This window comes from Pseudoalteromonas byunsanensis (assembly GCF_001854475.1).
Lineage (GTDB): Bacteria > Pseudomonadota > Gammaproteobacteria > Enterobacterales > Alteromonadaceae > Pseudoalteromonas > Pseudoalteromonas byunsanensis.
The window spans coordinates 40140-63122 of record NZ_MNAN01000006.1 but is presented as its reverse complement, the minus strand read 5'-3'; the positions used below and the strand labels follow the sequence as shown (position 1 = coordinate 63122).

The following is a 22983-nucleotide window of genomic DNA, read 5'->3' as shown; positions in this document are numbered from 1 at the left end:
TTCAAAAGAAGTTATACGTAAGTATATGAACCAATTTGAATTAGAAATGACAAGAAGTAAAGTGTTACGGGTGGATATGGAGTGTCATGGGAATATAGTAGGCATAAAAAAACCGCTCAAAGAGCGGTTTTCAAAGCAATGGCGGAGAAGGAGGGATTCGAACCCTCGATAGGGCTACAAACCCTATACTCCCTTAGCAGGGGAGCGCCTTCAGCCACTCGGCCACCTCTCCGGCGCAAAACTGTAAAATATGGCGGAGAGATAGGGATTTGAACCCTAGATACGCTATTAACGTATGCCGGTTTTCAAGACCGGTGCTTTCAACCACTCAGCCATCTCTCCATGGGCCAAGATAATACTTAGCGAATTTGCTGCTGTAAACCACTTTTAAACTGTTTGCTTAAAATTTACACTAAATTTGCTTAATTTATTATTTGATGGCTAAAAATGAAGTAAATTGAGACAGTTGATTGAAGGGATGATAGAAAAAAGCCAAAGTGCCACAGGTTGGGGGTGTGGCACTTGAGCTGAATTTTACTTATAGAGCGTTACATGGCTTAACGCGAGCAATTTACCAAGTCGGTTAAGAAACGACATCCAGTTGAAAGAAACTTTTGTTGGTAAGGTATTAACGGTATTAGCTTGCGTGTTGCTGCACGCAGCAGCTGAATTAAGCATGTGAGCTCCTGTATATAATGTTTGACTGAAAACAAGGTTATTTTGCGCTCAAAATGCATAAAAATAAAACGATAAAAATTGTGCCTTTCGGATAAAAATAACTAATGGATTTGTTTTGTTTTTTTGCTTTTATGAAAGGTTGTTTTGCTGTTGTATGCACTGAGTGAATTTGTTTTAATTTATTATTTTGTGTTTAATTTCATTGGTTTTATGTTTTTGCTGAGTGTTTTTTTAAGTTGTTTGGTGAATATTTATTCAGGTTAATTAATTTTATTTTAAAGGTGTCTTTATGCTGGTTGTGGTTAAACCAAGTGACGCAAATAATGTACAGTCGCATATTGCATGGCTAAAAGCGCGGGCAAGGCAAGAAAACGTAACATGTGAGTGGTATTACACCCTTGGCAACTACTCTCAAGATTTACAACAAATTGGGATGTTGGCAAAAAAACACCATTCTTTGGTGGTGATCGGAGGTGATGGCACAATTAATTTGGTGGTGAACGCGATTGCTGGGCTGAGTTGTCAGTTGGCAATTTTGCCTGCTGGAACTGGTAATGATTTTGCTCGTCAGTTTAATCGCTCAGTCACCCAGTGGCGCAATGCGGTTTTTTGTGACAACGCTATTGAAGTTGACTTGGGGCGAGTCAATCAGCGCTACTTTATTAATGTGATGGGACTAGGTTACAGCGCTCACGTGGTTAGAAGTATGGACAGTCGTCGCCAAAGGCACCGGTTTAGCTATGTGTGGGCTGGATTAAAAGCGCTATTGTTCTATCGAGAAATCAGGGCCAACTCGCCCATTTTTGGCACTGAGCAGGACATGATGATGTTGCTTTTCGCAAAAGGTCGATACTTTGCCGCTGGGATAAAATGTGCGCCGAGCGCCAGAGCCGCGGATGGTTTATTAACATGTATACAGTTTTCGCCGGCAACAAGGTTGGCACGTTTGTGCACATTGGTCGCTATGCTCTTCGCGAAACATGAAAAATTGGCAAGCGTTCATTCTATTACCATGGATCAATTTGAGGTCACTACGCCGGGCCTAGAAATCGAAGCGGATGGAGAAATGGTGGGAGTGACACCTGCAAAGGTGAGTATTCATCCAAAAGCGATTCAATTAAAGTTATAAAAAATGCCACACAGTGGCGGCATTGCAACAAAGCTAGCTGTTTACTGGGGAAGGTGCTAACCATGCTCGTAGTTTTTCAAAGGGGGTTAGCACTATGGCATTTCCCAGCAGCACGAGTAAAAAGCCAATGAAGGTATTATTTTGCCATACAAAACCCTCAAAGTAGGTACTCAACATCACGGCGACCAATGGGAACAAAACGATGATGTAGCTGGCGCGCTCGGGGCCAATGCTCTTTAATAGTGAAAAGTAGCTGGCAAAAGCTATTACAGTGCCGAAAATAGCGAGATACAATAGTGATACCCAATACTGCCAGTTAGCGTGAATGACGAGTGAGTAGCCAGCGAATTGTGTGTACGCTAATAACAAAGCTGCGCTGTACAGCATACCCCAAGCATTTCCTTGCAAAACACCGATTCGCTGATTTGAATTGCGTACACTCACCATATTACCAAAAGAAGCTATGAGCGTACCCAGTAATGCCAGCGCCAATCCGCCTATCGCACTGTTATTTATGTCGAAATGTTTCAAGTCCTGCCAAAATAAAGCTACGATTCCAAGTAACCCCAGTCCTGCACCAAAGTAAATACGTTTCGCGATTGGCTTGCCAAAAAACACTCTGGTGTTAATTATGTTTAAGATCAGCAATAAAGAAAAGGCGATAGATGCCATGGCAGAGTTTAGACTGTTTTGTGCCCAATAAAGAAAAAGATAGTTGGCACCAAAGTTACATATAGCTAACAAAATAAAAAAGCCATGATCTTTACTAGAGTATCGCATAGGGAGCTTCTTAATAAGTACGTAAAGCCACATACATCCTGCTGCTAACGAAAATCTCAAACAAAGAGAGACCACTTCGTTCACTTCACCTAATTGAAACTCAATAGCCAACCAGGTGGATCCCCAAATTAATACTGTGACTAAATAGAGTAGCATATCCTTCATAACTAATACCTTGAAGTTTGTAAGTGTAAACTTACGTATGTGGGTGGGTTGGAATAATAGGCATTGTAGGGGTATATTGTGTATATACCATATACAGAAAATGACAAATACAACCTATACAGATCGAGAGTGAGATGAGTTTCGTCGTATCTAAGCAACAAAGCGTATATTTATATCAGCAGGTCGTGCACCTAATCTGCCAAATGGCAGAGCAAGGCGTACTTCGGCCCGGAGAAAAGCTACCCTCGTTAAGGGTTATGGCGCAGAAGCTTGCCGTCAGCATTCCGACTGTTAAGCAGGCTTATCAAGCTCTGGAAGCTCAGGGTAAAGTGGTAGCAAAAGAAAAATCAGGCTATTTTCTGCAAGCTGCTCAGGTATCCCATGCCATGCCCAAGCGCTCGCGTTTGTCTACTCAACCTATCGTCGTCAACAAGCAATGTTTGATAGAACAGGTTTATCAAGCCATTCATCAGCCCCATGTTGTGCCATTTGGGATCGCGAATCCTGTTGCCGTGGCCAGCACAGACAAGATCTTGGCGAAATTAATGCGCAGAGCAATGAATATGGCTGGACAGGCTATGGTGAATTACGGAGCCATAGATGGTTTGCCTGAACTTAAGAGACAAATTGTCAAACGTTATCTTGATATGGGTTTAGTCGTGAGCCCAGAGGAAATCGTGATAACGAATGGTGCACAGGAAGCGTTAGCAATAGCGCTGCAATGTGTTACTTCTGTGGGCGATGTCGTGGCGATTGAATCACCAAGCTACTTTGGCGTTGTGGAATTGATCGAAAGTCTGGGTTTGAAAGCAGTTGAGATCCCCCTTTGTCCTGATGACGGATTATGGCTTGCGGACTTAGAGCGAGCCCTGAATAAGCAAAACATTAAAGCGTGTGTCTTTTCAACCAGTATAAATAACCCATTAGGCTCATACATGCCTGATGAGCGACGAGCACAGCTCGTTAGCCTGCTTGAGAATAATCAAGTCACTTTGATTGAAGATGATGTTTATGGCGATCTACACTTTACAGAGCAGCGTGGTAAGCCGGCTCGTTGTTTTTCGACAACAGGGAATGTTATTACCTGTTCGTCATTTTCTAAAACGGCTGCACCAAGCTACCGCATTGGGTGGCTGATAGCACCGCAGGTTATTGGTCCTGCAAAAAGGTTAAAACGCGCTTTTAGCTGCTCTTCATCACTAATGAACCAGTGGGTCTTAGCTGACTATTTGGCCTGTGGTGAATACGATCGTCATTTGAAGCTCATGCGTAAACGTTTGCTGGTGGCAAAAGAGCATATGGTAATGGCGCTGCGACAATATTTCCCAGACTTTGTACGTGTGAGCGAGCCAAAGGGGGGATGTGTTTTATGGTTAGACCTTGGTGCTCAGCACGATGGAACCAAATTATTTCACTTGGCTTTGTCACATGGGATAAGTATTGCACCAGGGGTGTTATTCAGCGCTAGCGACAAATACAAGAGTTGTATCCGTATCAGTTATGGCGTGGTGTGGGATCAAGAAACGGAGAACGCGATTGCACAGTTGGGGCAACTAGTCTCACAAGCAAAAAAATAGTCGGCATTGGCCGACTATTTCGGGAGAACACAATGTTAGTGCTGTTTTAAAGTGAATAATTGATAGCCCGATAAAGCAGGGATCTGTTGCTGCAATTGATCTTCAGTTTTGGCTATCACCGCAAATTGGTCACATAATTCGTGGGCTTGTAGCTCAATGTTTCGAGCTTGCATTTCAACTTTTTCTTCAATCTGCTGACCCATGTTTTCCATGCGTTGCTCAAATTTCTCCATATCACCACCGGAGCTCATCATTTGTGAGCCGACAGCCATCAAAATGCTGCCAATAGACTCCATCATGGCGCCTTCAACCGCGGATTCAATGCGCTCTTCAAACTGTTGTTCAAAATTATTGCCAAAGTCATTGAAGGTTTTCTCACCCATGACAAATGCGCCCTGTTGGTAAAAGGTATCACTCACCTCAACCTGCACTTCTTCTAACAAAGAGCTCAATGAGCCAAACTCTTTTAACTCAAATGCAGCGGCTACTTCATCAAGTGCAACACCAGCTATTTTTATTCCTTCTAAGGCGATATTGGCAACTTGAGGTAATTTGCCGCGCAATTCGTCAGCATAACTCATCACGGCATATTGTTGATCGGTGCTAAGTGTTATTTGCTCACCGTTGATAAATACTGTGCCGGTCTCAGTGATACGAAGCTTACCTTGATCGTTATTTTTAGTGATTAGTAACTCATCGGGTGTGATACGAACGTCGTTTTGAAAATTAACTTTGCAGTCATCAGAGCTAAACTGCAAATGTGAACTGTCTGTTTGTGAGTGTGCAAATGATGCACTGCTGGCTGATAATGCCGCTAACAAGATTAATTTTTTCATGTGGTAAATCCTTGCTGATGATAGATACGCTAATAGTTATTCAAATCTAATGCCAACAATAAAAGCTGCGTAATATCAGTGATTTACTGTTTTTGTTGGCTTTTTTGGATTTTAGATTGTTTTATTTTTTGACCACAATTTAGCTTGTTTGACTAAAACTACAACAATGATTAAAAATTTTTATTAAAACGATAAAAAACTCTCACTTCCAAGATTCGAGATTTCCAGCTAAATACACACTTAGGTGAAGGGATCACGGTAGTGAGCGCGCTTTCACCAAGTAACTATTATTAACACTTATTGGAGTGGGTTGTGGGTAAGACATTTTCTTATGATGCGCTTGACGATGATTTTGTAGATGACGAGTACGAGAACCTCGGCCGTAATCAGCATGATAAGCAAAAGCGAAAGGTAAAGAAAAAGCTCGATGACTATCTTGAACAGAAGCGCTTGCGCAAAAATTTAGGTGAAGATGATCTCGATTATCTTGATTAATTAAAAAGGAGGCTTTGGCCTCCTTTTTAATGCTAAAAATATTTATTCGTTCAGAGCGCTTACGATTGAATGAGTGAGTTTCTGAGGTTTTGTCGTAGGCGCAAAACGTTTTAGTGGCTTCCCATCGCGAGCTATTAGAAATTTACTAAAATTCCATTTGATACGCTTTCCAAACAGCCCCGGCAAAGCATCTTTGAGATACTTATAGACAGGGTGAGTGGTATCACCATTTACGTCGACTTTTTCCATCATCATAAAATCAACGCCATAGTTTACTAGGCAGCCTTGCTCTATTTGTTTTGCATCTCCCGGTTCTTGCCCTGCGAACTGATTACATGGAAAACCGATGATGACCAAGCCTTGCCCTTTGTATTTCTCATGTAAGGCTTGGAGTCCTTCGTATTGAGGTGTTAAGCCACACAGGCTGGCAGTATTAACAACTAATACAACCTTGCCTTTTAATTCTTTAAAGTCAAACAACCGTCCTTTTAATGTGGTGGCTGAAAGTTGATAAAATGGGTGCATAGCTTGGGATCCTGTGAAGTGATAAAAGAAAAGCTAACATGTTTACGTAAAACTATCGAATTAGATCTCTACTCGTTATTTCTTATCATTGTGTGACTATAGCAAACCATGTAGCTCTGAGGTTGATAGAAAATGACTGTAAAAGATTGTTGAGTTGAGCTCTTCGACAAAGCGTATTAATCGCTTCTATCTGCCTTTATAATCCGAATTTGATATTGTTCATTATTATTCAAACGATAGAGTGCTTCTGGTTTTAGGTTGGAGAGATATAAATGACAAAAGTATGGGATGGATTTATACGAGGTTTTCACTGGCTACTGGTATTGGCAATAGCGGTACTTTATGTAACGGGTGAAGAAGGATATTTAGAGGCGCATTTTATTACTGGCTATTTGTTACTTGCGTTAATGCTAGCGCGAGTTGTTTGGGGGATTATTGGAAGTGACACAGCAAGGTTTAGTGCGTTGTTTCACTCGCCTAAGTCTGCATTGAGAGCCATGTGCTCTAATGACTCGGAGGTTGGCCACAACCCCGCGGGTAGTTACATGGTGCTGTTGTTTTTCGTATTGATATTCATCCAACTGATCAGTGGTTTAATGAGCACCGATGATATTCTTGTTGAGGGCCCGCTGGTGGCGTATGTGCCTTCATCATGGAGCGAGGTTGCAAGTGATCTTCATCATGAAAATTTTGAAATACTATTGATAGCTATCGCGCTTCATGTTTTAGCGATTGTTGTTTATCGCATTAAAGGTAAGAACTTAGTGAAAACTCTGCTGACAGGTAAAGAAAAAGGCGTGGTAACTACACCGAAAATGCGCTCGGGCAAGTTGGCATATATTATATTTGTGTTGTTTTCGATTGTGATTTTAGGTGCTTGGGGTATGCAACCTTTGCAGGCTTTATTGGGTTAGCAAGTATAGACCTAAACTAAGTTAGTTTAGGTCTTATTTGGTATGCTCTAGTCTTTGAAAGACTTGTGGCAATCTTTACAGCCTTTGGCCCAGTTTTTAAATGCCGGGCCAATAACTTTCTTATCGCCAGAGCTTGCCGCAACGGCGAGTTCTTGAGCGTATTGCGCAAAGGCCTGTGCTTTTTTATCAAATGTTTCACGGTCAGACCAAATTGCAGGTAATGCATCAGTGTCGCCTTTGTCAGAACCCTCGATAAAGGCTTCCCACGGCATGGCTGAAAGTTGAGCTGCATTATTGGCTCGTTCAGCGAAGCGCTTAGCATCAAAAGGAACCTTGCCCTTCATCATGTCGCCCATATCACCAATCTGATAGCGGATCAGTTGAAATGCCGCTTTACGGTATTCAATCGCGTCTTCTTTAGCTTCGAATAGGGTATTCGCCTGACTTGTCGTCGTAAACCCTGCCAACGCAACGGCTAGTATTAGTAGCTTTTTCACTTACTTACTCCATTAATAATGTATCTCAGTCCAGTGTTACGGAAAAAAGCTATCAAGGCAAGTGTAATGCGGTATTGATGTAATAGTGTTAAATATGGGATGCACTTGCTTTACCAAATATATGTACTTTGTGACAGGTTGACGTCATATTTACTTTTTTTTACAAAATAAAAGCCATTAAAAACAACGTGTTGATTATTATTATTTTGGTTTTGTGAACGGAGTACAATATTTGTGTCTTTAGTGTGTTGCTTGTACCTGCACATTTACATTATATTAAATGTCCATTCGCTTTTAAAAATATAGCAACACATAATTAAACAACAAGTCCTAGGGGAAAACATGTCTAATATGATTAAAAAGACTGCGATTGCAGCCGCAGTAGGTAGCGTATTGCTATCCGCAGCAACCTCTGCACAAACAGCTACGCAATTTCAAAAGCAGTTAAACTTTGCGCCTATGGAGGCAAGCGCTAGCGATAAGCTAAAACAAGAACCTGCAGGGTACATGGTTGTTTTAAAAACAACGACAACAGCGGATTTATTTGCACAAGGCACTTATCGCCGCGGTGATGAACGCGCATCTATTGCTAAAATCGAACAGTTGCAAGGCGAAGTTGCAGTTGAATTAAGCAAGTTTGACATCAATGCAAAAGTTGTCGGCAAAACTAAAGTATTGGCTCCAACGTTAATTGTTGAGGCATCTGAAGTAGCAATCGACAAGTTACGAAATGACCCGCGAGTAGCGAAAGTGCTACCTATGTTTGACTCTGAACTTCATATTGAGGAGTCGTCAGATTATATCGAGGCAACGCAGCTAAGAACTGGCGGTGTCGCAACGGGTATGGGCCAAAAGGTTGCCGTGTTAGACACGGGTATTGACTATACGCACGCTATATTTGGTGGTGCAGGTACACTTGAAGCGTATCAAGCAGCTCAAGAAGACCCTACAAGTGTTTCTTGGCCACAAGGCCAAGTTATAGGTGGTTATGACTATATGCGTGATGACGCCGACCCGATTGAAAATGACCCTTCAACTGGGCCAGCTACAGGCAATCCTACAGGCCACGGTACGTCAGTATCTCACTCAGTAACGGGGATTGCACCTGATGTTGAGTTATATGTTTACTCTGTATGTGGTGGCGGATGTCCTTATGCGGCACAAGCGGCTGCACTAGAAGCGGCGATGGACCCTAATGGTGACGGTGATATTAGTGACCGTGTTGACGTGATCAATATGTCATTAGGTGGGATTTATGGTAGCACGTACACGCTTTCTGGTACTCAGTATTTGATCCAAAGAGCTGGAAATTTAGGTGTTAACATGGTTATCTCTGCTGGTAACGATGGCGACTTCCCATTTATTGTTGGTGGACCAAGTACAACACCAAACGCACTTTCTGTTGGCGCAATGAAGCACCCAACAATCGAAGAGGGTGTTGTTTCAGCAACGATCGCAGGCGATGAGGCTGAGGCTGTCAATGCGAGCTGGGGAGCTGGTGGCGCTTATGAAATAAACAATGAAATTGCACCGCTTGTTTATCCAGAAGAGAACCGAGATGCATGTGTTGCTTTTGGTGATGATGTTGACTTTACTGGCAAAGCAGTCTTAATTGACCGTGGTACTTGTTACTTCACTGAAAAAGTGATTAGAGCGCAAGAGAAAGGCGCTGCATTTGTACTTATTGCAAATAACTCTCCTGATGGCCCGACTTCTATGGGTGGTTCAACAGATCAAGTAACTATCCAAGCGGTTGGTATTACTCTTGCGGCTGGTAATAAGTTAAAAGAACAGCTAGCTAGCGGTGTTGCTACATATTCCATAAAAAATGAAATGTTTAATTTAGCAGGTGCTGTGGCTGGTTTCACATCTCGTGGTCCATCTGCTGATGGCTTGTTGAAGCCTGAAATTACGGCACCTGGTAAAAATATCATGGTAGCTGCAACAGGCACTCAAGATCAGCTTGCGCCTGCAACGGGTACTTCTTTCTCAGGTCCAATGACAGCCGGTGCTGTGGCTCTTGTAAGAGAGGCGCTACCAGAGCGTAATGCATATGAAATCAAAGCAACGTTAATGAACACGGCTAATTTGAACGTCACCAATGTTGGCGTGACTGCAGACCCTGATGCTGAGCTTGCTCCTATAAGCCGAATTGGTGCTGGTTTAGTAGACGTAGAAAAAGCTGTAAATTCACCTGTGGCTGCTTGGGTATACGAGGAAAAATTTGATACAAATCAAGCTGCATTATCATTTGGCTTAGTTAAAGTTAACGGCGTAGAAGAATATTCTAAGACCGTAACATTGAAGAACTTCTCATCTGAAGAGAAGACTTATAACTTAAGAACTGAAGCGCGCTATGCAAATGATGAGCAGACAGGTGCAATTAGCTGGACTATCCCAGAGTCGGTAACAGTGCCAGCAGGTCAAACAATTGAGTTTGATGTGAAACTGAGCATTGATGCAAGCAAGTTACCAGAGTGGAGCCTTGAAAACCCATTGGATTCAGCTGGCTTAGCTAAACGTAGCCCAGGCTTAACACTTTCTGAGTTTGATGGTGCGTTGGTATTTGATGACCCTTCAACTGACGGGGACCATGACCTTCACTTGGTTTACCATGCATTGCCAAAAGCTAGCACAGGTATAGAGCTGGGCTACGAATTGGTTGATGGTCAAGTTCGTGTAACGGCACAGAATAACAGCAGCAAAGAGTTCACTCCAATGGCCGAGCAGCTTGTTGCTAAACGAGATGCCGAATCTAGTGAAGAAAAAGCTACTAACTTAGTTGGTGCGTCTTTCAATGTATATGGAGGCATATCGTACTGTAAGTCTGAGCTACTGTTTACATCGTCAATGGTATTCCGTGATGATATTGCACACCTAATTCAACTTGGGTATGAAATGTATCTTGATATCAACGAAGATGGTGAGGCAGATTACCTAGTTGAGCAAACATTTGATGTAGACTCGATAGTAGGTCGTGCCCTTACAACTATCTATCCTATAGTTGCAGGCGAAGTATCTTGGGGAGAGCCTTCATATTCTGGTATGTACCATGAAAGTGGTTCAAACACGGTTACATTTGCAGGTTGTGCCGATAATATTGGCTTAAGCGCAGACGATCTGGGTAAAACCATTGCCTTTGATATAAGAACTGGTTCTGCTAGCATCGGCGGTGTTTATGATCAGGTTGATCAATTAACTGGTTCAGCTACTTTCTCTTCGTCATTTGCAGAGCTTGTTGATGAACAAGGCGAAGTGATTGAAACATTGGCGCCAGGCGCTAAAGCATATGTTAGTGCTAACGCACCATTTGTGCTTGCAAATGGTGATTTATCTGGTGATGTAGTTCTGGTCTCAAATGATGTATTGAACAACCCTATGCCATTTGATGCGCCAGTACTAAACGGCGTTGAAGTGAGCGTTGCTGAAAACACTGCAACAGGCACTGTGATCGCAACTCTAACAACTGAAGAAGTAGAAAATACGCTAGATGTTTCAGAATTCTACTTGAAGTCTTCGACTCATGCTGGCTTGTCTGTCAATGCAGCAGGTGAGATTGTTGTTGCTAATGGTGAGCTTTTAGACTTTGAAGCGGGTAACAATGAAGCGAAGCTTATTGTTAATGCAATCGATGTAATGGGTAATCTCTCAGAGCCTGCAGAAATCGTTGTAAACATCACAAACGTTGTTGATACTGAAGCTGAACAGCCGGTTGTGGAAGTTGTTGAGCCTAAGAAGAGCTCTTCAGGTTCACTAGCTTGGTTAATGCTTCTAGCTGCTCCGTTTGCTGCGCTACGTCGTCGTAAACAAAAGTAAGCATTGAGCTTTAAACTAAAAACGCCAGTCAAATGACTGGCGTTTTTGTTTTAACAAGCAGGTTAATTACTTATTCCATACCAACTTATCAACGATGGTGGGTTCTTCACCTATCAGTGTGTTTACCACTAGATTATTCTCATCTAATAAAATCAGCCTTGGGATACCGGCATTGGCATAGTGGCTATATATTTCTCGCTCAGGGTCGGCGACTAATGGAAACGGAAGCTGATACTCTTCGTTAAACTTATCCAACGTTTCTTTATCTTCATTGCGACCAATAGCAATGATCTGTAAAGTTGGGTCTGTGACCAACGCAGAGGCTTTTATTTCTTTTAATGCGCGTTGAGAGTCACTGCACCAGGTTGCAAATAAGATAACTAACTTACGAGTACCATTGAGCTCTATAGTTTCACCTTGGGTGCTGATAAAGCGATTATGTTTAAATTGTTCGCCCTGCGCGATATATGTTTCATAGCCTTTATCATTAGATGGGGCTGTGTGCGAAGAGACGCAACCCGACATACTAGCAAGTACGGCTGTTGCAATTAAGAGTTTATGAACCTTGTTTGTCATTAGTGCCTTCCTTTAGAACTGTGAGTCTTTAGTTTATGTCATTAGCATAACTATATTTCGTTGTAGGTAGTAGAAATTATGTGGATTTACAGTGGATTATTTATCTCAGCGGTTAGTTCTGCAACGTTGTTGCCAGGCTCCTCCGAAGTGTTGTTATCAGGGCTAGCTATGACTGAGAACGTACAATTAGTGGTGCTGTGGATTGTTGCCACACTGGGCAATGTGCTGGGGAGCTGTATTAATTATTGGTTGGGTATTAACCTAGTTCGTTTTGAAAATGCTAAATGGTTTCCGGTGTCATCACATCAGCTCAGTCAGGCGAGGTTGCACTTCGCTCGTTACGGCACTTACAGTTTATTGTTTGCTTGGGTCCCTGTGATTGGCGATCCACTTACCTTACTTGCAGGGGTATTCAAAGTGCCAAAAAGGTTATTTATTCCCCTAGTCTTGGTTGGTAAAGGCTTACGCTATGCAGTGGTGATAGTACTGGCTGTTGGGGTAGAGCAGCTGTTTTAGCTGCTCATTTATGCCAATCAAGAGTTAAAGAGACCGAGTCAGCAAAGCGCAGAGCGTGTGGTTTATCCACTTTTACTTTTGCGTAGGTGACACTGTGATGGCGGTGGCACTCACTCAACACATCGGCAACAAGCTTTTCTAACAACAAAAAATGGCCATCTTCCACGAGTTTGATAACTGCTTTAGTGACGGTCTTGTAATTTAAAGCATGGTCAACTTCATCATGGTTAATACATTCCGTATCCGCCGGGTAATGAATTTCAATGTTCAACACCACATCTTGCTTTTTCTCACGTTCATCAGGGTTAAAGCCAATGAACGTTCGCAGTCGCAAGTTAGTAATATTGATAATGGCATTTTGCATAGCCTGTCCTTAGTTTTTTACCAGTTGCATAAACTCATTGCGTGTTTTGGGATCTTCTCTGAAGTTGCCTAGCATTACAGAGGTGCGCATCTGTGAGTTCTGTTTTTCAACACCTCGCATCATCATACACATATGCTTTGCTTCTACAATAACACCAACGCCTTTTGCTTGAGTAACTTGCTCGACGGCTTTAGCGATTTGATGCGTAAGCTGTTCTTGGATTTGAAATCGGCGTGCAAACATATCGACAATACGCGCAAATTTAGATAAGCCCAACACCTTGCCATTTGGAATGTAGGCAATGTGGCAACGCCCAACAAAAGGCAGCAGGTGATGCTCGCACATAGAATACAGCTCAATATCTTGAATCAATACCATATCATCTGCATCAGATGTGAAAACTGCATTATTGGTGATGTCTTCTAGTGTTTCACGATACCCTTTGGTTAGGTACTCCATTGCTTTTGCGGCACGCTTTGGTGTTTCTAGCAACCCTTCACGGTTACTGTCTTCTCCCACAGCTTCAATGATTTGCTTATAACTGTCTTTTAAATTGTCGTGCATAATGTTCTCTTTTATTTGAGGTGACGTCCACCATCGACAGGCAAACTGCGACCCGTGATGTAGTCACTGTTGAGTAGCAACTCAACACTATTAATAATTTCCTTACAGCCAGGCTCTATGCCCATGAGAGACTTTTTGAGCGTTTTGGCTTTATATTCGGGAGTATCGTGTTGATTGAAAATAATCAAACTTGGTGCGATAGAATTCACTTTTATGTTCGGCGCGTACTTGCTAGCAAAAGACTTGGTTAGGTTGTCTAGAGCTGCTTTGCTGGCCGCGTATGCGATGTGTTTAGGGCTTCCTGTCTCCACAACATAGTCGGTCAGATGTATGATATCTGCTACACAATCATCAGTGAGTAACAGATCTGCTAGCGCCAAATTGAGCTGATAGGGTACTTTTGCGTGGATGCGCATCATATTGTCGAACAATTGGCTAAAGTCAGGATTGTTCTGTTCGCAATCCCAGCTAGAAGCATTATGTATAATTGCTCTTAACCCGTTGTAATGTGATCTTATAGTCATTTCGAGCGTAGCCAATGATTCGGGGTTATCAAAGTCCACCTGTATACAATGCACACCTTGTTGTTCTAATGCATCAATGGTTTCGTGCCGAGTTCTGTATGTCATCACGACAGGTTGCTTACTAGCGACAAAGTGCTGAACGAGCGCAAGGCCTATCCTCTGCCCTGCACCAGTAATTAATATAGGAGCTGTCATTAAGACCAATTATCCTCTGAAAAATATCAATAAGTTAACTATAACGTAATTTCTACGTCATGTTTTGGTTTGTCGATCACCACAATTTAGAGTTTATTAATGAGTCGTCTCTAAAGGGGTAATCTAGCGAATGGCATTGGGAAATGGCACAGCACACATATCAATCGTGTACTGTGCTAATAAACTTTAATCGTAAACCGTCGGAATTGGTTGACGCTTATGCTGGGTACGCTGATAAATTGCGATCAACTTTTGAGCAACACTATCATCCACTTCTTTACCTTCTAAGAAGTCATCTATCTGATCATAGCTCAGGCCGAGAGCTTCTTCGTCTGTTAGGCCTGGTCTATCACACTCTAGATCAGCTGTAGGGGCCTTGGTTACTAGTTCTACCGGAGCCTGTAAGTGTGCCGCTAAAGCGCGTACTTGACGTTTTGACAACCCAAAAAGAGGTGCTAAGTCACATGCACCATCACCAAATTTGGTGTAAAAGCCAGTGATGTTTTCAGCACTATGGTCTGTACCAACAACCAAACCTTGCGTTAAACCTGCAATTTCATATTGTGCAACCATACGTTGACGAGCTTTAACATTGCCTTTGATAAAATCCACAGAAGTTTGTGTGGGGAGCTCTAACTCAGTTGCTTGCATTGCCAGCATTGCTTGGTCATGCATTGCATCGACAGCTGGCTTTATGTTTACCGTAACACGTTGAGAAGGTTGTATAAAATCTAATGCAAGTTGTGCTTCATCTTCATCAGCTTGAATACCATAAGGCAATCGCATTGCAATAAACTGGTAACAGTTGGTATTGTGCTCAGCGTTTAATTCATCTACCGCAAGTTGACATAATCTGCCACATGTAGACGAATCAACACCACCACTGATCCCCAAAACTAATGTCTGACAGTGTGCTGAAACCAGACGCTGTTTGATAAAGTTGATTCGACGCGTAATTTCAAAAGCCACATCTATTTGTGGTTGTACCTGCATTTCTGCCATAATCGCTTGGCGCATTCTATGCTCCTCTTTGCCAATGCTATTTGGGGATATTATGTTTTTATTAGTGCTGAATTTAAAGTCCTAAGTGCTGTTTGATTACAGCTAACTCTTGCTTTAGCTGTTCAATCTCATTTAGCAAAGCGTCTAGTTCTACATTTTCAAGCTTTTGAGTGTCACTTTTGGTACTGGCTGTGTGTTGCTCAATGTTTTGAAACAAGTGAATAAAGCGGCTCTCACGCTTGCCCGGTTCTCTAGCAAGCTTTTGCACAATACCTTGGGATTGTAATTCCTCAAGTGCCTGTTCGACCTCATTCACTTGTTTAAATGTCGCTAACCGAGCGCTGCGGGTTCTAAGTTCACCTGGAGTCTGTGGGCCTCTTAGCAGCAATAAACACACAATCGCTCTTTGTTGTTCGTCAAACTGCAAGCGGCTGAACTCGGTGTTACAAAATCTATGGCTATATTTATTTACTCGTCCTGATAGCCCTTCTTCAACCAGTACAATGTGCTTTGCTTGTAACTGGGTTATCGCATCTAATACCTCAGATTCACTGAGGTTCAGAACAGGTTCTCTATTAGACTTTTGATTACAGGCGTTGGTTAATGCGTTAAGAGAAAGTGGGTAATGCTCAGGTGTGGTAGTTTGCTTTTCTAGCAGGCAACCAACTATACGTTGCTCTATTTCGCTCAATTCCATGTTTTGACTCCAACATTTTTTTTCTACTGTACGCTATTGGCGAGGTTTTGTTTAGTATTTGCGCCCCATTGTTGTAGCTTTTGTTCGAGTTCTGCTACCTTGATTGGTTTAGCGATATAATCATCCATACCTGCAGCGATACATTTTTCACGATCCCCCTGCATTGCGTTGGCAGTAAGTGCGATGATAGGGGTATCTTTGTGGTGTTTCCCAACACTACCGCTACGTATTTGATTGGTTGCTTGATAGCCATTGAGTTCTGGCATTAAACAGTCCATCAAAATAATATCGTAAGGTTCATTTACTTGTTTAAGGTGGGCAAGTGCTTGCTGACCATCCTCTTTACAGTCTGCATGTATGCCAAACCTTGCCAACAGTTTTAGTGCTACAGTTTGATTTATCTTGTTGTCTTCGACAAGCAGTATGTTTAGGTGACTGAGGTCTTGCTCGCGGGGGGAGGATTGCAGTTGTTCAGAGTCTTGAAGTTGACATAGTTTGAGCATATCTGCCGGTGTTAATGGTTTTAACAGCATTAAATCAGGCTTGAGATGGCTTTGTTTATCATTATTACTCAGGTGCTCGCTTAGAATTGCAAACCCTGCGCAAGAGCTGTTAATCACATGCTCGAGTTGCTCTACTTGACTCGGATCAGCATCATTTAGCAGCTTGGAGGAAATCACTATGGCGGGGTGTTTTAAGTGCTCTTCATTGATTAGCGTTAGAGCTTGCTTTAAAGAGGCTGCATGCAGTAAGCGGATCCCCCATGCTGAAAACAGGCTATGATCACCCGCCTGTTCTTGCAATTGCCCATCAATGACAAGCAAACCATCACTGTCTGTGTTTATGGGGGTTAGGGCTTTTGGCTCATGTAATTCAATGTAAAAACTAAAGGTACTGCCAACGCCGACTTTACTATAGGCATTGAGCGCTCCTCCTAACAGCGAACATAATTGTCTCGCTATGCTTAAGCCTAACCCTGTGCCGCCATACTTGCGAGTAGTTGAGGGATCGGCCTGAGTAAAGGAGTCAAATATCTTTGTGAGTTGGGATTGACTAATACCGACACCGGTATCTTCGATATTACACCAAAGCCTAGTATGCTGAGCTTGCTGTTCTGTGTAACAGGTTAAAGAGACTTTGCCATTATCGGTGAACTTAATGGCGTTGCTCAGTAAATTATTGAGTACTTGTTTGAGCCTGTGAGGATCCGTTTTAGCAAATTGCACCTGCATTCCACGGGTATCTATAATTAATGTAGTATTGTGTTCTAGAGCACTAGGAGCGAAGTTGCTAATGCTCTCACTGACCACTTGGACTAAATCACAATCGATTTGTTCTACATCTAACTTACCCGCTTCAATTTTAGAAAAATCCAGTATGTCGTTGATGATGGTCAATAAAGATTCGGCAGAGCTTTTTGCCAATTGTAGGTGATGCATTTGAGAGGGAGAAAGGTTTGAGTGCATAACAACATCTAGCATACCCAGCACACCATTCATGGGGGTACGGATCTCATGGCTCATACTAGCGAGAAATTCAGCTTTCATTTTCGCGGATTGCTGGGCTAACTCCTTTTCCATCACAGCTTGTTGTCTCGCTTGTTGTTGTTCTCTACTTGCAAATAGGCTTCCCAGAGTAGCAGCAACGGCTTTAATGAGTTTTTCATCGGTTGCATCCCATTGTAAATGCGGGTGCTGATACTCTGCACATAACAAGCCGATGGCATGGCCTTTATAGGTAATACTACAAGCAAACATGGCGTTAACTTCATATGGGCTCAAATAATTATCTTGTAGTTCTTTCGTGCAGTTATGTGTATGAGCAAAGTTAGCTTGGATCATCTTTTGTTTAAATACTGCCTCGAATAATTCCGGTAATTGCTTTTTGCGCCAAGGTGGGAAATATTGGAGGTTGTCGCCGTTAGCATCACTAAAACTCATGGGGATAAGTTGCGTCCCATCGGCATTGAGTAACCAAATGCTGGCACGCTGTGCATCTAAGCCTTCACAGATCACTTTAGTTGCCACTTTTTGTGCGGGTTCCAGTTTCAAGTTCAAAACGGCTTCATGGCTACTTAACTGAGCCAGCAATCCATTATTTTTAGCGACTTTATTACGCTCTATTTCAAGACATTTACGGGCATGAATATTTTGTACCGAGCCGTACACCTGAGTGGTGAAGTTACCGTTTCTAACAACTCTGCCTTTAATTAAAACCCAGCGCTCTTGTCCTTTTGCCGTTTTTATTAGCATTTCTTTTTCAAAATCAACACCTTGCTTTATAGCTTTATCGAATGTGTCCTGCATTAAACGTCGTGGAGCGCCAGCAACAAAAAAATCTGTAGTAGCTAGCCATGAAGGTTGGTAATCATCAGGAACTTCAAATATTTGTTTAGTGACTTCGGACCAGCTAATATTGCGTGTTTTCAAGTTAACGGTCCAGGCTCCCACTTCCGCCAAAGCACCCATGCTAGTTAATGAATGGGCGTTGTCTTCAAGCTGCTTGAGCAAACGATTAAAAAACAAAAATGCACACATAAATAGCAAAATAATGGTGAATAGTGCCAGTCTAAATGGCCAAATAGTGGCACTCTCTGGGCTCCATCCGCTGCGTGGATATACGTAAAGTTTCCATTGACCAGACAATACGTTTATCGACAGTGAAAGGGGCTCTTCGAGTAATATGTTGCTGTCACCATAAAAGAACTCACCATGATCGCCTAGACCATCTTTGCCCTGTATTGCGACGATATATTGCTTTGATAAATCACCTAGCCGGGCCAATGAGAAGAGTTTTTGGGTGTCTATTACAACGGAAATAAGACCCCAGAACTGATTGTCTTTGTCTTTGACAGGAACTCGGGCAATAATCGCTTGCCCACCTTGCACTAAGGGCAATGGCCCGGACAGTACTATTTTGCCGGTATTTTTAGCTTTGAGAGCAGCCTCACTTTGTTTTGGGTGGGTGGAGTAATCTAATCCGATAGCTTTTTCGTTACCAGCAAGGGGAAAGATGTATTGCAGGGTCATATCGGGTGCTGCGCCAATGTTACGTAACACTCCACTTGAGCGGTAAAGGGGCTCTGCGATACGTTCAAAAGATGTCTGTGTGAGGCTTTTTTCACGAGCTATCGCGATGGCTAATCCTCTAACTAATTGAATATTAGTGTTTAAGATCCCCTCAATTTGAGTTCGATAAACGTTGACTGTTTCATAGGTTGTGCTTTTTTCTTCTTGCATTAAGCGATTGTAGTTGACCCTATCAACGTACCAACCCGAAATGATAATTGCACACAAAAAAAGCCAAAAGCCGATTTTGATTGATTGCGTCTTCCTTGGTGCATTAGACAAATTTGCAAACATTGCTTATCGAGAGTTGCTGAGCGTTTTTTAACTATAGTTCACTGTGTGGTTGATCAAAAGGTTTGTTCTACAATAAAAAAATGCGCAGTGATTGGCCTAACTTACTAGAGCCTATTGTCCTATGTGACAAAATTGTAAGCGCTATAGTGTTGTTAAATATCACGTTATGATAGGCAATTGTCACAATCACCTGATTAAATAAAAAGCACATAAGATTGGTTTAGGAAAAGGATATGCTCAAAATACTTAAATGGTTATTAATGTTACTCGTGATAGTAGGTTTGGCTGTAACGGCGATGGTGTACGGCTTGCTATCTTTGAGTCTACCGACATTAGATGGTAAGCAGAGTAGCCATGCCATCAGTGCCGATGTAAAAGTTTCCAGAGATAACTTGGGGCAGGCTGTCATCAAGGCGCAAAACCGTCAAGATGCGGCCTATGGCTTGGGCTTTGCACATGGGCAAGATCGTTTTTTTCAAATGGATTTATTACGTCGTAATGCCGCAGGAGAATTAAGTGAATTATTTGGAGAGGCAGCGCTTAATCTAGATAAGCAAATGCGATTTCATCAGTTTCGTGAGCGTAGTGAGCAAATTTACGCACAGCTTTCACAGTCGCACCAGGATGTGTTAACTGCCTACACTCAGGGTGTTAATGATGGTCAAAGGCAAGCAGGATTTAATACCTTTGAATACTATCTTACAGGAGCACAAGTCAGAGCATGGCAACCTGCAGATAGTATTTTGGTGATATTTGCCATGTATTTGGACTTGCAAGCGGGTAACTATGAGCGAGATGAAGCGCTTATCCAAATGGATAGTCTTTTTGGTCCAGATATGATTGCTTTTCTTACACAACCCAGTCGTTATCAGGCGGCACTGGATGGCTCTAAACTGCCCGTAGGTAGTGTGCCTATTCCTTTGCTTGAGGTAAAAGAAGCCTCTGTTGTCGCTCGCCATATTGAGTCTTTACCACATTATGGCAGTAATAACTGGGCTGTTACTGGGGCCTTAACCGAAACAAATAAGGCCATGATGTCTGACGATATGCATTTGGGGTTGAATGTCCCCGTAATCTGGTATCGCGCACAGCTAAACTACCAATTTGAAGAGCAGCAAATACAAGTAACAGGAGTTTCATTGCCAGGTGCGCCTGCAATTGTTGTAGGTACCAATAACAAAGTGGCGTGGGGGTTTACCAACGGTTATCTTGATTTGGCTGATTGGGTAGAGTTAGATGAGCAAACCAATACTTGGACGGAGTTTGAAAAGATAGCACTGCCCAATGGTGAGCTTCACCAGTATGAACTGACAATGAGCGAATTTGGGCCAGTTAAAGCATTTAATGACAAGCAATATGCACTGAGCTGGGTTGCTCATCAGCCTTATGCTGTTAATTTAAATCTGCTTGAGTTTGAGCGTGCAGGCAACGTTAATGAAGCGATGTCTCTTGCACCAGATGTGGGTATTCCAGTACAAAACTTAATGGTTGTTGACTATTTGGGACACATCGGTTGGCAACCGATGGGAGCCATTCCTAAGCGAACTGAACCTGTCGACCTTGCCGTACTTGCTGCTGACTTCCCTACAGGTTGGCAGCAAAACGAATCACAACGTCCACGGGTTGTTAATCCACCTGAAGGAAGGTTGTGGAGCGCTAATTCCCGTGTAATGTCAGTGGCGGATCACCTGCGCTTTGGTGATGGTGGGTATGCACTGGGTGCTAGAGCGCAACAGATACGCGACCGTTTAATGAGCAAGCCACAGTTTAATGAGCGAGATTTTAATCAATTACAACAAGATAACGAGGCGTTGTTTTTAAAGCCGTGGCATGAGCGCTTAACACAGTTATTAAGCGTGTCAGAGCAAAGTAAGTTGCAGTATGCGACTGATTTAAAACATCTTGCAGCTTGGCAAGCCTGTGCGTGTGCTGAGTCGGTGGGATATACTTTGGTTAAACACTTCAGAGCTGCGGTGATTGACGTTGCGTTAGCGCCCATAGAGGAAAAACTTCGGGCGCGAGGCAGCTCATTGAGCAGTCTAAAAAATTATTTAGAACCGGCGCTTTGGCAGTTAATCACGGAGCAGCCTGATAGTTGGCTAAATGGCCATAAAGATTGGTATGCGTTGCAGCTTGCGGCTTATGAACGAGCAAAAGACGCACTAACCGTGTCATATGGTAGCCAAATGGAAGCGTGGCGATGGGGAAATGTTAATGCGTTGAATATTCGCCACCCGTTTAGTCAGCAGCTTCCGATCTTAAGTGGCTTACTTGATATGCCGCGTATGCCTGCGTTTGGCGATACATTTATGCCCGCAGTGCAAGGATCAAGCTTTGGTGCATCACAGCGTTTTATCGCGCAACCAGGCGCACTCGATAAAGCGATTATGACAATTGCTGGTGGGCAAAGTGGGCACCCGTTATCAGTGTTTTATCGAGCAGGGTTTGAAGCTTATGCAAATGGCGAAGCGACCCCTCTATTACCGAGTGAATCTATACACCAGCTAACCATACAAGCATTACGCTAAGTTATACACTTTCAGGGGCGACAGTGAGGGTATTTCGCCCCTTATGTTTACTGTTGTACAAAGCAATATCGGCATGCTTTAAGGCGCTTTCAAAGCTTTGTGTAGAGCGCCAAAGCGCGATACCGAAGCTCATAGTTACATGTAAATCATCTGCATTGAATGACATTGCTTCAACCGCTTGTCTAATATTTTCAATGCGCTTTTGTGCCTCAGCCAGTGAGCAATTGGGGAGTACCAATAAGAACTCCTCGCCTCCCCAGCGAACACCAATGTCGGCACTATTTAAGTGCTGTTTGAGTTGCCCTGATACACGAAAGATCACTTCATCCCCTCGCTCGTGTCCATATCGGTCGTTGACGCGCTTAAAGTGGTCGATGTCAGCCATAACAACACAAATGGGAGTTTGTTGAGTTGCACAGCTTTTTTGCGCTCGCTGAATAAGACCTAATGCATAACGGCGGTTGAATAAATGCGTGAGAGAATCGTGCGCCGCAAGCGTTTCTAGCTCTTTACGTTGGTTAATCGTAATTTCTCGGATCAGACCTATGGTGTAGATCATTGGAATACCACACACCACAACGTTCAAAAAATGAATGTAAGGTGCATATTCATGATAGGCGATTACATAAGGAGGGTGAGCGAAACCCACATAAGTGTATGCAAACAACACAATGATAGTGGTACACCATATCACCGCTTGTTTCAGTTTAAGTTGAACATCAAGCAGCAATAAGCACGATGCTGCCCATAAATAAAATTGAAAACCATATTCGGTACCTATCAACACGCATACCACGATGGAATGCGCGGTTACTTCTAGACTGAAGATACGCAGAGCCAGAGAAAGGTGATCTCGTTGTAGCAACTTGATCCCAAACCACCACGTTGCAACACTCAGAACATTGAAGACGGCTAAAAGCTCCACCTCGACAAATAAAAAGATCAAGATCAGCATCGCGTGTAAAAACAAGCAATACCATGCAACTTGCATGAGTAACTTACTTTTTAGTTGTTCTACTTCATTGGGCTTTTTATGTGGATGATCCAAGCACGTCACCTCTGTGTATACCTTTACAGATTAATAATCAGCAAGGCTTGATAATCAAGTGAAAATCCAGCACTAAGTATAGATGGTTCTGACTGTTTTTCGCTCATCAAACATGAGATGCTAGTTGAAGATGCAAAGTGAGACTCGCAAAATTAAGGTGATATTATAAACTTTTCAAAGGTCTATAATTTAAAA

Annotated in this window: 20 protein-coding genes and 2 tRNA genes; 7 read left to right on the top strand and 15 right to left on the bottom strand. The window is 42.7% G+C overall.

The genetic code is table 11. From position 1 onward, the window contains the following. Positions 1 to 139 precede the first annotated feature (139 nt). The 3 genes from BIW53_RS00325 to BIW53_RS20760 form a co-directional block, all read right to left on the bottom strand. Positions 140 to 232, bottom strand: a tRNA-Ser gene (locus BIW53_RS00325). Between the two features lie 19 nt (positions 233 to 251). Then, positions 252 to 342, bottom strand: a tRNA-Ser gene (locus BIW53_RS00320). Between the two features lie 192 nt (positions 343 to 534). Beyond that, positions 535 to 678, bottom strand: a complete 144-nt coding sequence (locus BIW53_RS20760; protein WP_175442064.1) for a hypothetical protein — start codon at positions 676 to 678, stop codon at positions 535 to 537. A gap of 289 nt (positions 679 to 967) precedes the next feature. Here BIW53_RS20760 and BIW53_RS00315 point away from each other — a divergent pair, with 289 nt between their 5' ends. After that, positions 968 to 1807 (top strand): diacylglycerol/lipid kinase family protein, encoded by an 840-nt coding sequence (locus tag BIW53_RS00315; protein WP_070989525.1) that lies wholly within the window; start codon positions 968 to 970, stop codon positions 1805 to 1807. A 33-nt stretch (positions 1808 to 1840) separates the two neighbouring features. Here the strand turns inward: BIW53_RS00315 and BIW53_RS00310 are convergent, their stop codons facing one another. After that, positions 1841 to 2752, bottom strand: a complete 912-nt coding sequence (locus BIW53_RS00310) for a DMT family transporter (RefSeq protein ID WP_070989523.1) — start codon at positions 2750 to 2752, stop codon at positions 1841 to 1843. A gap of 134 nt (positions 2753 to 2886) precedes the next feature. On the opposite strand from BIW53_RS00310, the gene BIW53_RS00305 reads away from it, so the two are divergent. Further along, positions 2887 to 4329, top strand: a complete 1443-nt coding sequence (locus BIW53_RS00305) for an aminotransferase-like domain-containing protein (protein WP_070989521.1) — start codon at positions 2887 to 2889, stop codon at positions 4327 to 4329. Positions 4330 to 4364: 35 nt separating this feature from the next. Here BIW53_RS00305 and BIW53_RS00300 read toward each other — a convergent pair whose 3' ends face one another. Continuing rightward, the gene (locus tag BIW53_RS00300; protein WP_070989519.1) at positions 4365 to 5165 is read right to left on the bottom strand and encodes a YggN family protein; all 801 of its coding nucleotides are present in this window, start codon (positions 5163 to 5165) and stop codon (positions 4365 to 4367) included. Between the two features lie 312 nt (positions 5166 to 5477). On the opposite strand from BIW53_RS00300, the gene BIW53_RS00295 reads away from it, so the two are divergent. Then, positions 5478 to 5660, top strand: a complete 183-nt coding sequence (locus BIW53_RS00295; protein ID WP_070989517.1) for a PA3496 family putative envelope integrity protein — start codon at positions 5478 to 5480, stop codon at positions 5658 to 5660. Positions 5661 to 5702: 42 nt separating this feature from the next. Here BIW53_RS00295 and BIW53_RS00290 read toward each other — a convergent pair whose 3' ends face one another. Then, complete coding sequence (locus tag BIW53_RS00290; RefSeq protein ID WP_070989515.1) at positions 5703 to 6185, bottom strand: glutathione peroxidase; 483 nt, start codon at positions 6183 to 6185, stop codon at positions 5703 to 5705. A 272-nt stretch (positions 6186 to 6457) separates the two neighbouring features. Between BIW53_RS00290 and BIW53_RS00285 the strand changes: the two genes are divergently transcribed. Continuing rightward, entirely contained in the window at positions 6458 to 7099 is a 642-nt protein-coding gene (locus BIW53_RS00285; RefSeq protein WP_070989513.1) for a cytochrome b/b6 domain-containing protein, read from the top strand. 47 nt (positions 7100 to 7146) lie between these two features. On the opposite strand, the gene BIW53_RS00280 is transcribed toward BIW53_RS00285, so the two are convergent. Beyond that, the gene (locus BIW53_RS00280) at positions 7147 to 7566 is read right to left on the bottom strand and encodes a c-type cytochrome (protein WP_415839106.1); all 420 of its coding nucleotides are present in this window, start codon (positions 7564 to 7566) and stop codon (positions 7147 to 7149) included. A 372-nt stretch (positions 7567 to 7938) separates the two neighbouring features. On the opposite strand from BIW53_RS00280, the gene BIW53_RS00275 reads away from it, so the two are divergent. Then, entirely contained in the window at positions 7939 to 11412 is a 3474-nt protein-coding gene (locus BIW53_RS00275) for a S8 family serine peptidase (RefSeq protein ID WP_070989510.1), read from the top strand. Between the two features lie 66 nt (positions 11413 to 11478). Here BIW53_RS00275 and BIW53_RS00270 read toward each other — a convergent pair whose 3' ends face one another. Next, positions 11479 to 11988, bottom strand: coding sequence for a TlpA family protein disulfide reductase (locus tag BIW53_RS00270; protein WP_070989508.1), 510 nt, complete (start codon positions 11986 to 11988; stop codon positions 11479 to 11481). Between the two features lie 78 nt (positions 11989 to 12066). Between BIW53_RS00270 and BIW53_RS00265 the strand changes: the two genes are divergently transcribed. Next, entirely contained in the window at positions 12067 to 12504 is a 438-nt protein-coding gene (locus BIW53_RS00265; RefSeq protein ID WP_070989506.1) for a YqaA family protein, read from the top strand. A 4-nt stretch (positions 12505 to 12508) separates the two neighbouring features. Here BIW53_RS00265 and folX read toward each other — a convergent pair whose 3' ends face one another. From folX to BIW53_RS00235, 6 genes are all read right to left on the bottom strand, one after another. Further along, positions 12509 to 12868 carry a dihydroneopterin triphosphate 2'-epimerase gene (folX, locus tag BIW53_RS00260; protein ID WP_070989504.1) on the bottom strand — a complete coding sequence of 120 codons (360 nt, stop codon included), beginning with the start codon at positions 12866 to 12868 and terminating at the stop codon, positions 12509 to 12511. Between the two features lie 9 nt (positions 12869 to 12877). Beyond that, positions 12878 to 13432, bottom strand: coding sequence for a GTP cyclohydrolase I FolE (gene folE / locus BIW53_RS00255; protein ID WP_070989502.1), 555 nt, complete (start codon positions 13430 to 13432; stop codon positions 12878 to 12880). Positions 13433 to 13443: 11 nt separating this feature from the next. Further along, positions 13444 to 14151 (bottom strand): dihydromonapterin reductase, encoded by a 708-nt coding sequence (gene folM / locus BIW53_RS00250; protein ID WP_070989500.1) that lies wholly within the window; start codon positions 14149 to 14151, stop codon positions 13444 to 13446. Positions 14152 to 14337: 186 nt separating this feature from the next. Then, positions 14338 to 15168, bottom strand: a complete 831-nt coding sequence (gene nadE / locus BIW53_RS00245; protein ID WP_070989498.1) for an ammonia-dependent NAD(+) synthetase — start codon at positions 15166 to 15168, stop codon at positions 14338 to 14340. Positions 15169 to 15226: 58 nt separating this feature from the next. Then, positions 15227 to 15850, bottom strand: coding sequence for a YceH family protein (locus BIW53_RS00240; RefSeq protein ID WP_070989497.1), 624 nt, complete (start codon positions 15848 to 15850; stop codon positions 15227 to 15229). A gap of 23 nt (positions 15851 to 15873) precedes the next feature. Further along, positions 15874 to 19089, bottom strand: coding sequence for an ATP-binding protein (locus tag BIW53_RS00235; RefSeq protein WP_245699318.1), 3216 nt, complete (start codon positions 19087 to 19089; stop codon positions 15874 to 15876). 356 nt (positions 19090 to 19445) lie between these two features. Between BIW53_RS00235 and BIW53_RS00230 the strand changes: the two genes are divergently transcribed. Further along, a complete protein-coding gene (locus BIW53_RS00230; RefSeq protein WP_070989493.1) occupies positions 19446 to 21740 on the top strand; it encodes a penicillin acylase family protein in 2295 nt (764 codons plus the stop codon). 1 nt (position 21741) lies between these two features. On the opposite strand, the gene BIW53_RS00225 is transcribed toward BIW53_RS00230, so the two are convergent. Beyond that, positions 21742 to 22797, bottom strand: coding sequence for a GGDEF domain-containing protein (locus tag BIW53_RS00225; RefSeq protein ID WP_415839105.1), 1056 nt, complete (start codon positions 22795 to 22797; stop codon positions 21742 to 21744). Between the last annotated feature and the right edge of the window lie 186 nt (positions 22798 to 22983).

What these genes read in the sequence shown, in the direction of transcription:
- BIW53_RS00230 (WP_070989493.1), top strand. Translation starts at nt 19,446, where the DNA reads ATGCTCAAAATACTTAAATGGTTATTAATGTTACTCGTGATAGTAGGT.
- BIW53_RS20760 (WP_175442064.1), bottom strand. Translation starts at nt 678, where the DNA reads ATGCTTAATTCAGCTGCTGCGTGCAGCAACACGCAAGCTAATACCGTT.
- BIW53_RS00270 (WP_070989508.1), bottom strand. Translation starts at nt 11,988, where the DNA reads ATGACAAACAAGGTTCATAAACTCTTAATTGCAACAGCCGTACTTGCT.
- BIW53_RS00310 (WP_070989523.1), bottom strand. Translation starts at nt 2,752, where the DNA reads ATGAAGGATATGCTACTCTATTTAGTCACAGTATTAATTTGGGGATCC.
- BIW53_RS00315 (WP_070989525.1), top strand. Translation starts at nt 968, where the DNA reads ATGCTGGTTGTGGTTAAACCAAGTGACGCAAATAATGTACAGTCGCAT.
- BIW53_RS00235 (WP_245699318.1), bottom strand. Translation starts at nt 19,089, where the DNA reads ATGCAAGAAGAAAAAAGCACAACCTATGAAACAGTCAACGTTTATCGA.
- BIW53_RS00240 (WP_070989497.1), bottom strand. Translation starts at nt 15,850, where the DNA reads ATGGAATTGAGCGAAATAGAGCAACGTATAGTTGGTTGCCTGCTAGAA.
- BIW53_RS00300 (WP_070989519.1), bottom strand. Translation starts at nt 5,165, where the DNA reads ATGAAAAAATTAATCTTGTTAGCGGCATTATCAGCCAGCAGTGCATCA.
- BIW53_RS00305 (WP_070989521.1), top strand. Translation starts at nt 2,887, where the DNA reads ATGAGTTTCGTCGTATCTAAGCAACAAAGCGTATATTTATATCAGCAG.
- folE (WP_070989502.1), bottom strand. Translation starts at nt 13,432, where the DNA reads ATGCACGACAATTTAAAAGACAGTTATAAGCAAATCATTGAAGCTGTG.
- nadE (WP_070989498.1), bottom strand. Translation starts at nt 15,168, where the DNA reads ATGCGCCAAGCGATTATGGCAGAAATGCAGGTACAACCACAAATAGAT.
- BIW53_RS00265 (WP_070989506.1), top strand. Translation starts at nt 12,067, where the DNA reads ATGTGGATTTACAGTGGATTATTTATCTCAGCGGTTAGTTCTGCAACG.
- folM (WP_070989500.1), bottom strand. Translation starts at nt 14,151, where the DNA reads ATGACAGCTCCTATATTAATTACTGGTGCAGGGCAGAGGATAGGCCTT.
- folX (WP_070989504.1), bottom strand. Translation starts at nt 12,868, where the DNA reads ATGCAAAATGCCATTATCAATATTACTAACTTGCGACTGCGAACGTTC.
- BIW53_RS00275 (WP_070989510.1), top strand. Translation starts at nt 7,939, where the DNA reads ATGTCTAATATGATTAAAAAGACTGCGATTGCAGCCGCAGTAGGTAGC.
- BIW53_RS00290 (WP_070989515.1), bottom strand. Translation starts at nt 6,185, where the DNA reads ATGCACCCATTTTATCAACTTTCAGCCACCACATTAAAAGGACGGTTG.
- BIW53_RS00285 (WP_070989513.1), top strand. Translation starts at nt 6,458, where the DNA reads ATGACAAAAGTATGGGATGGATTTATACGAGGTTTTCACTGGCTACTG.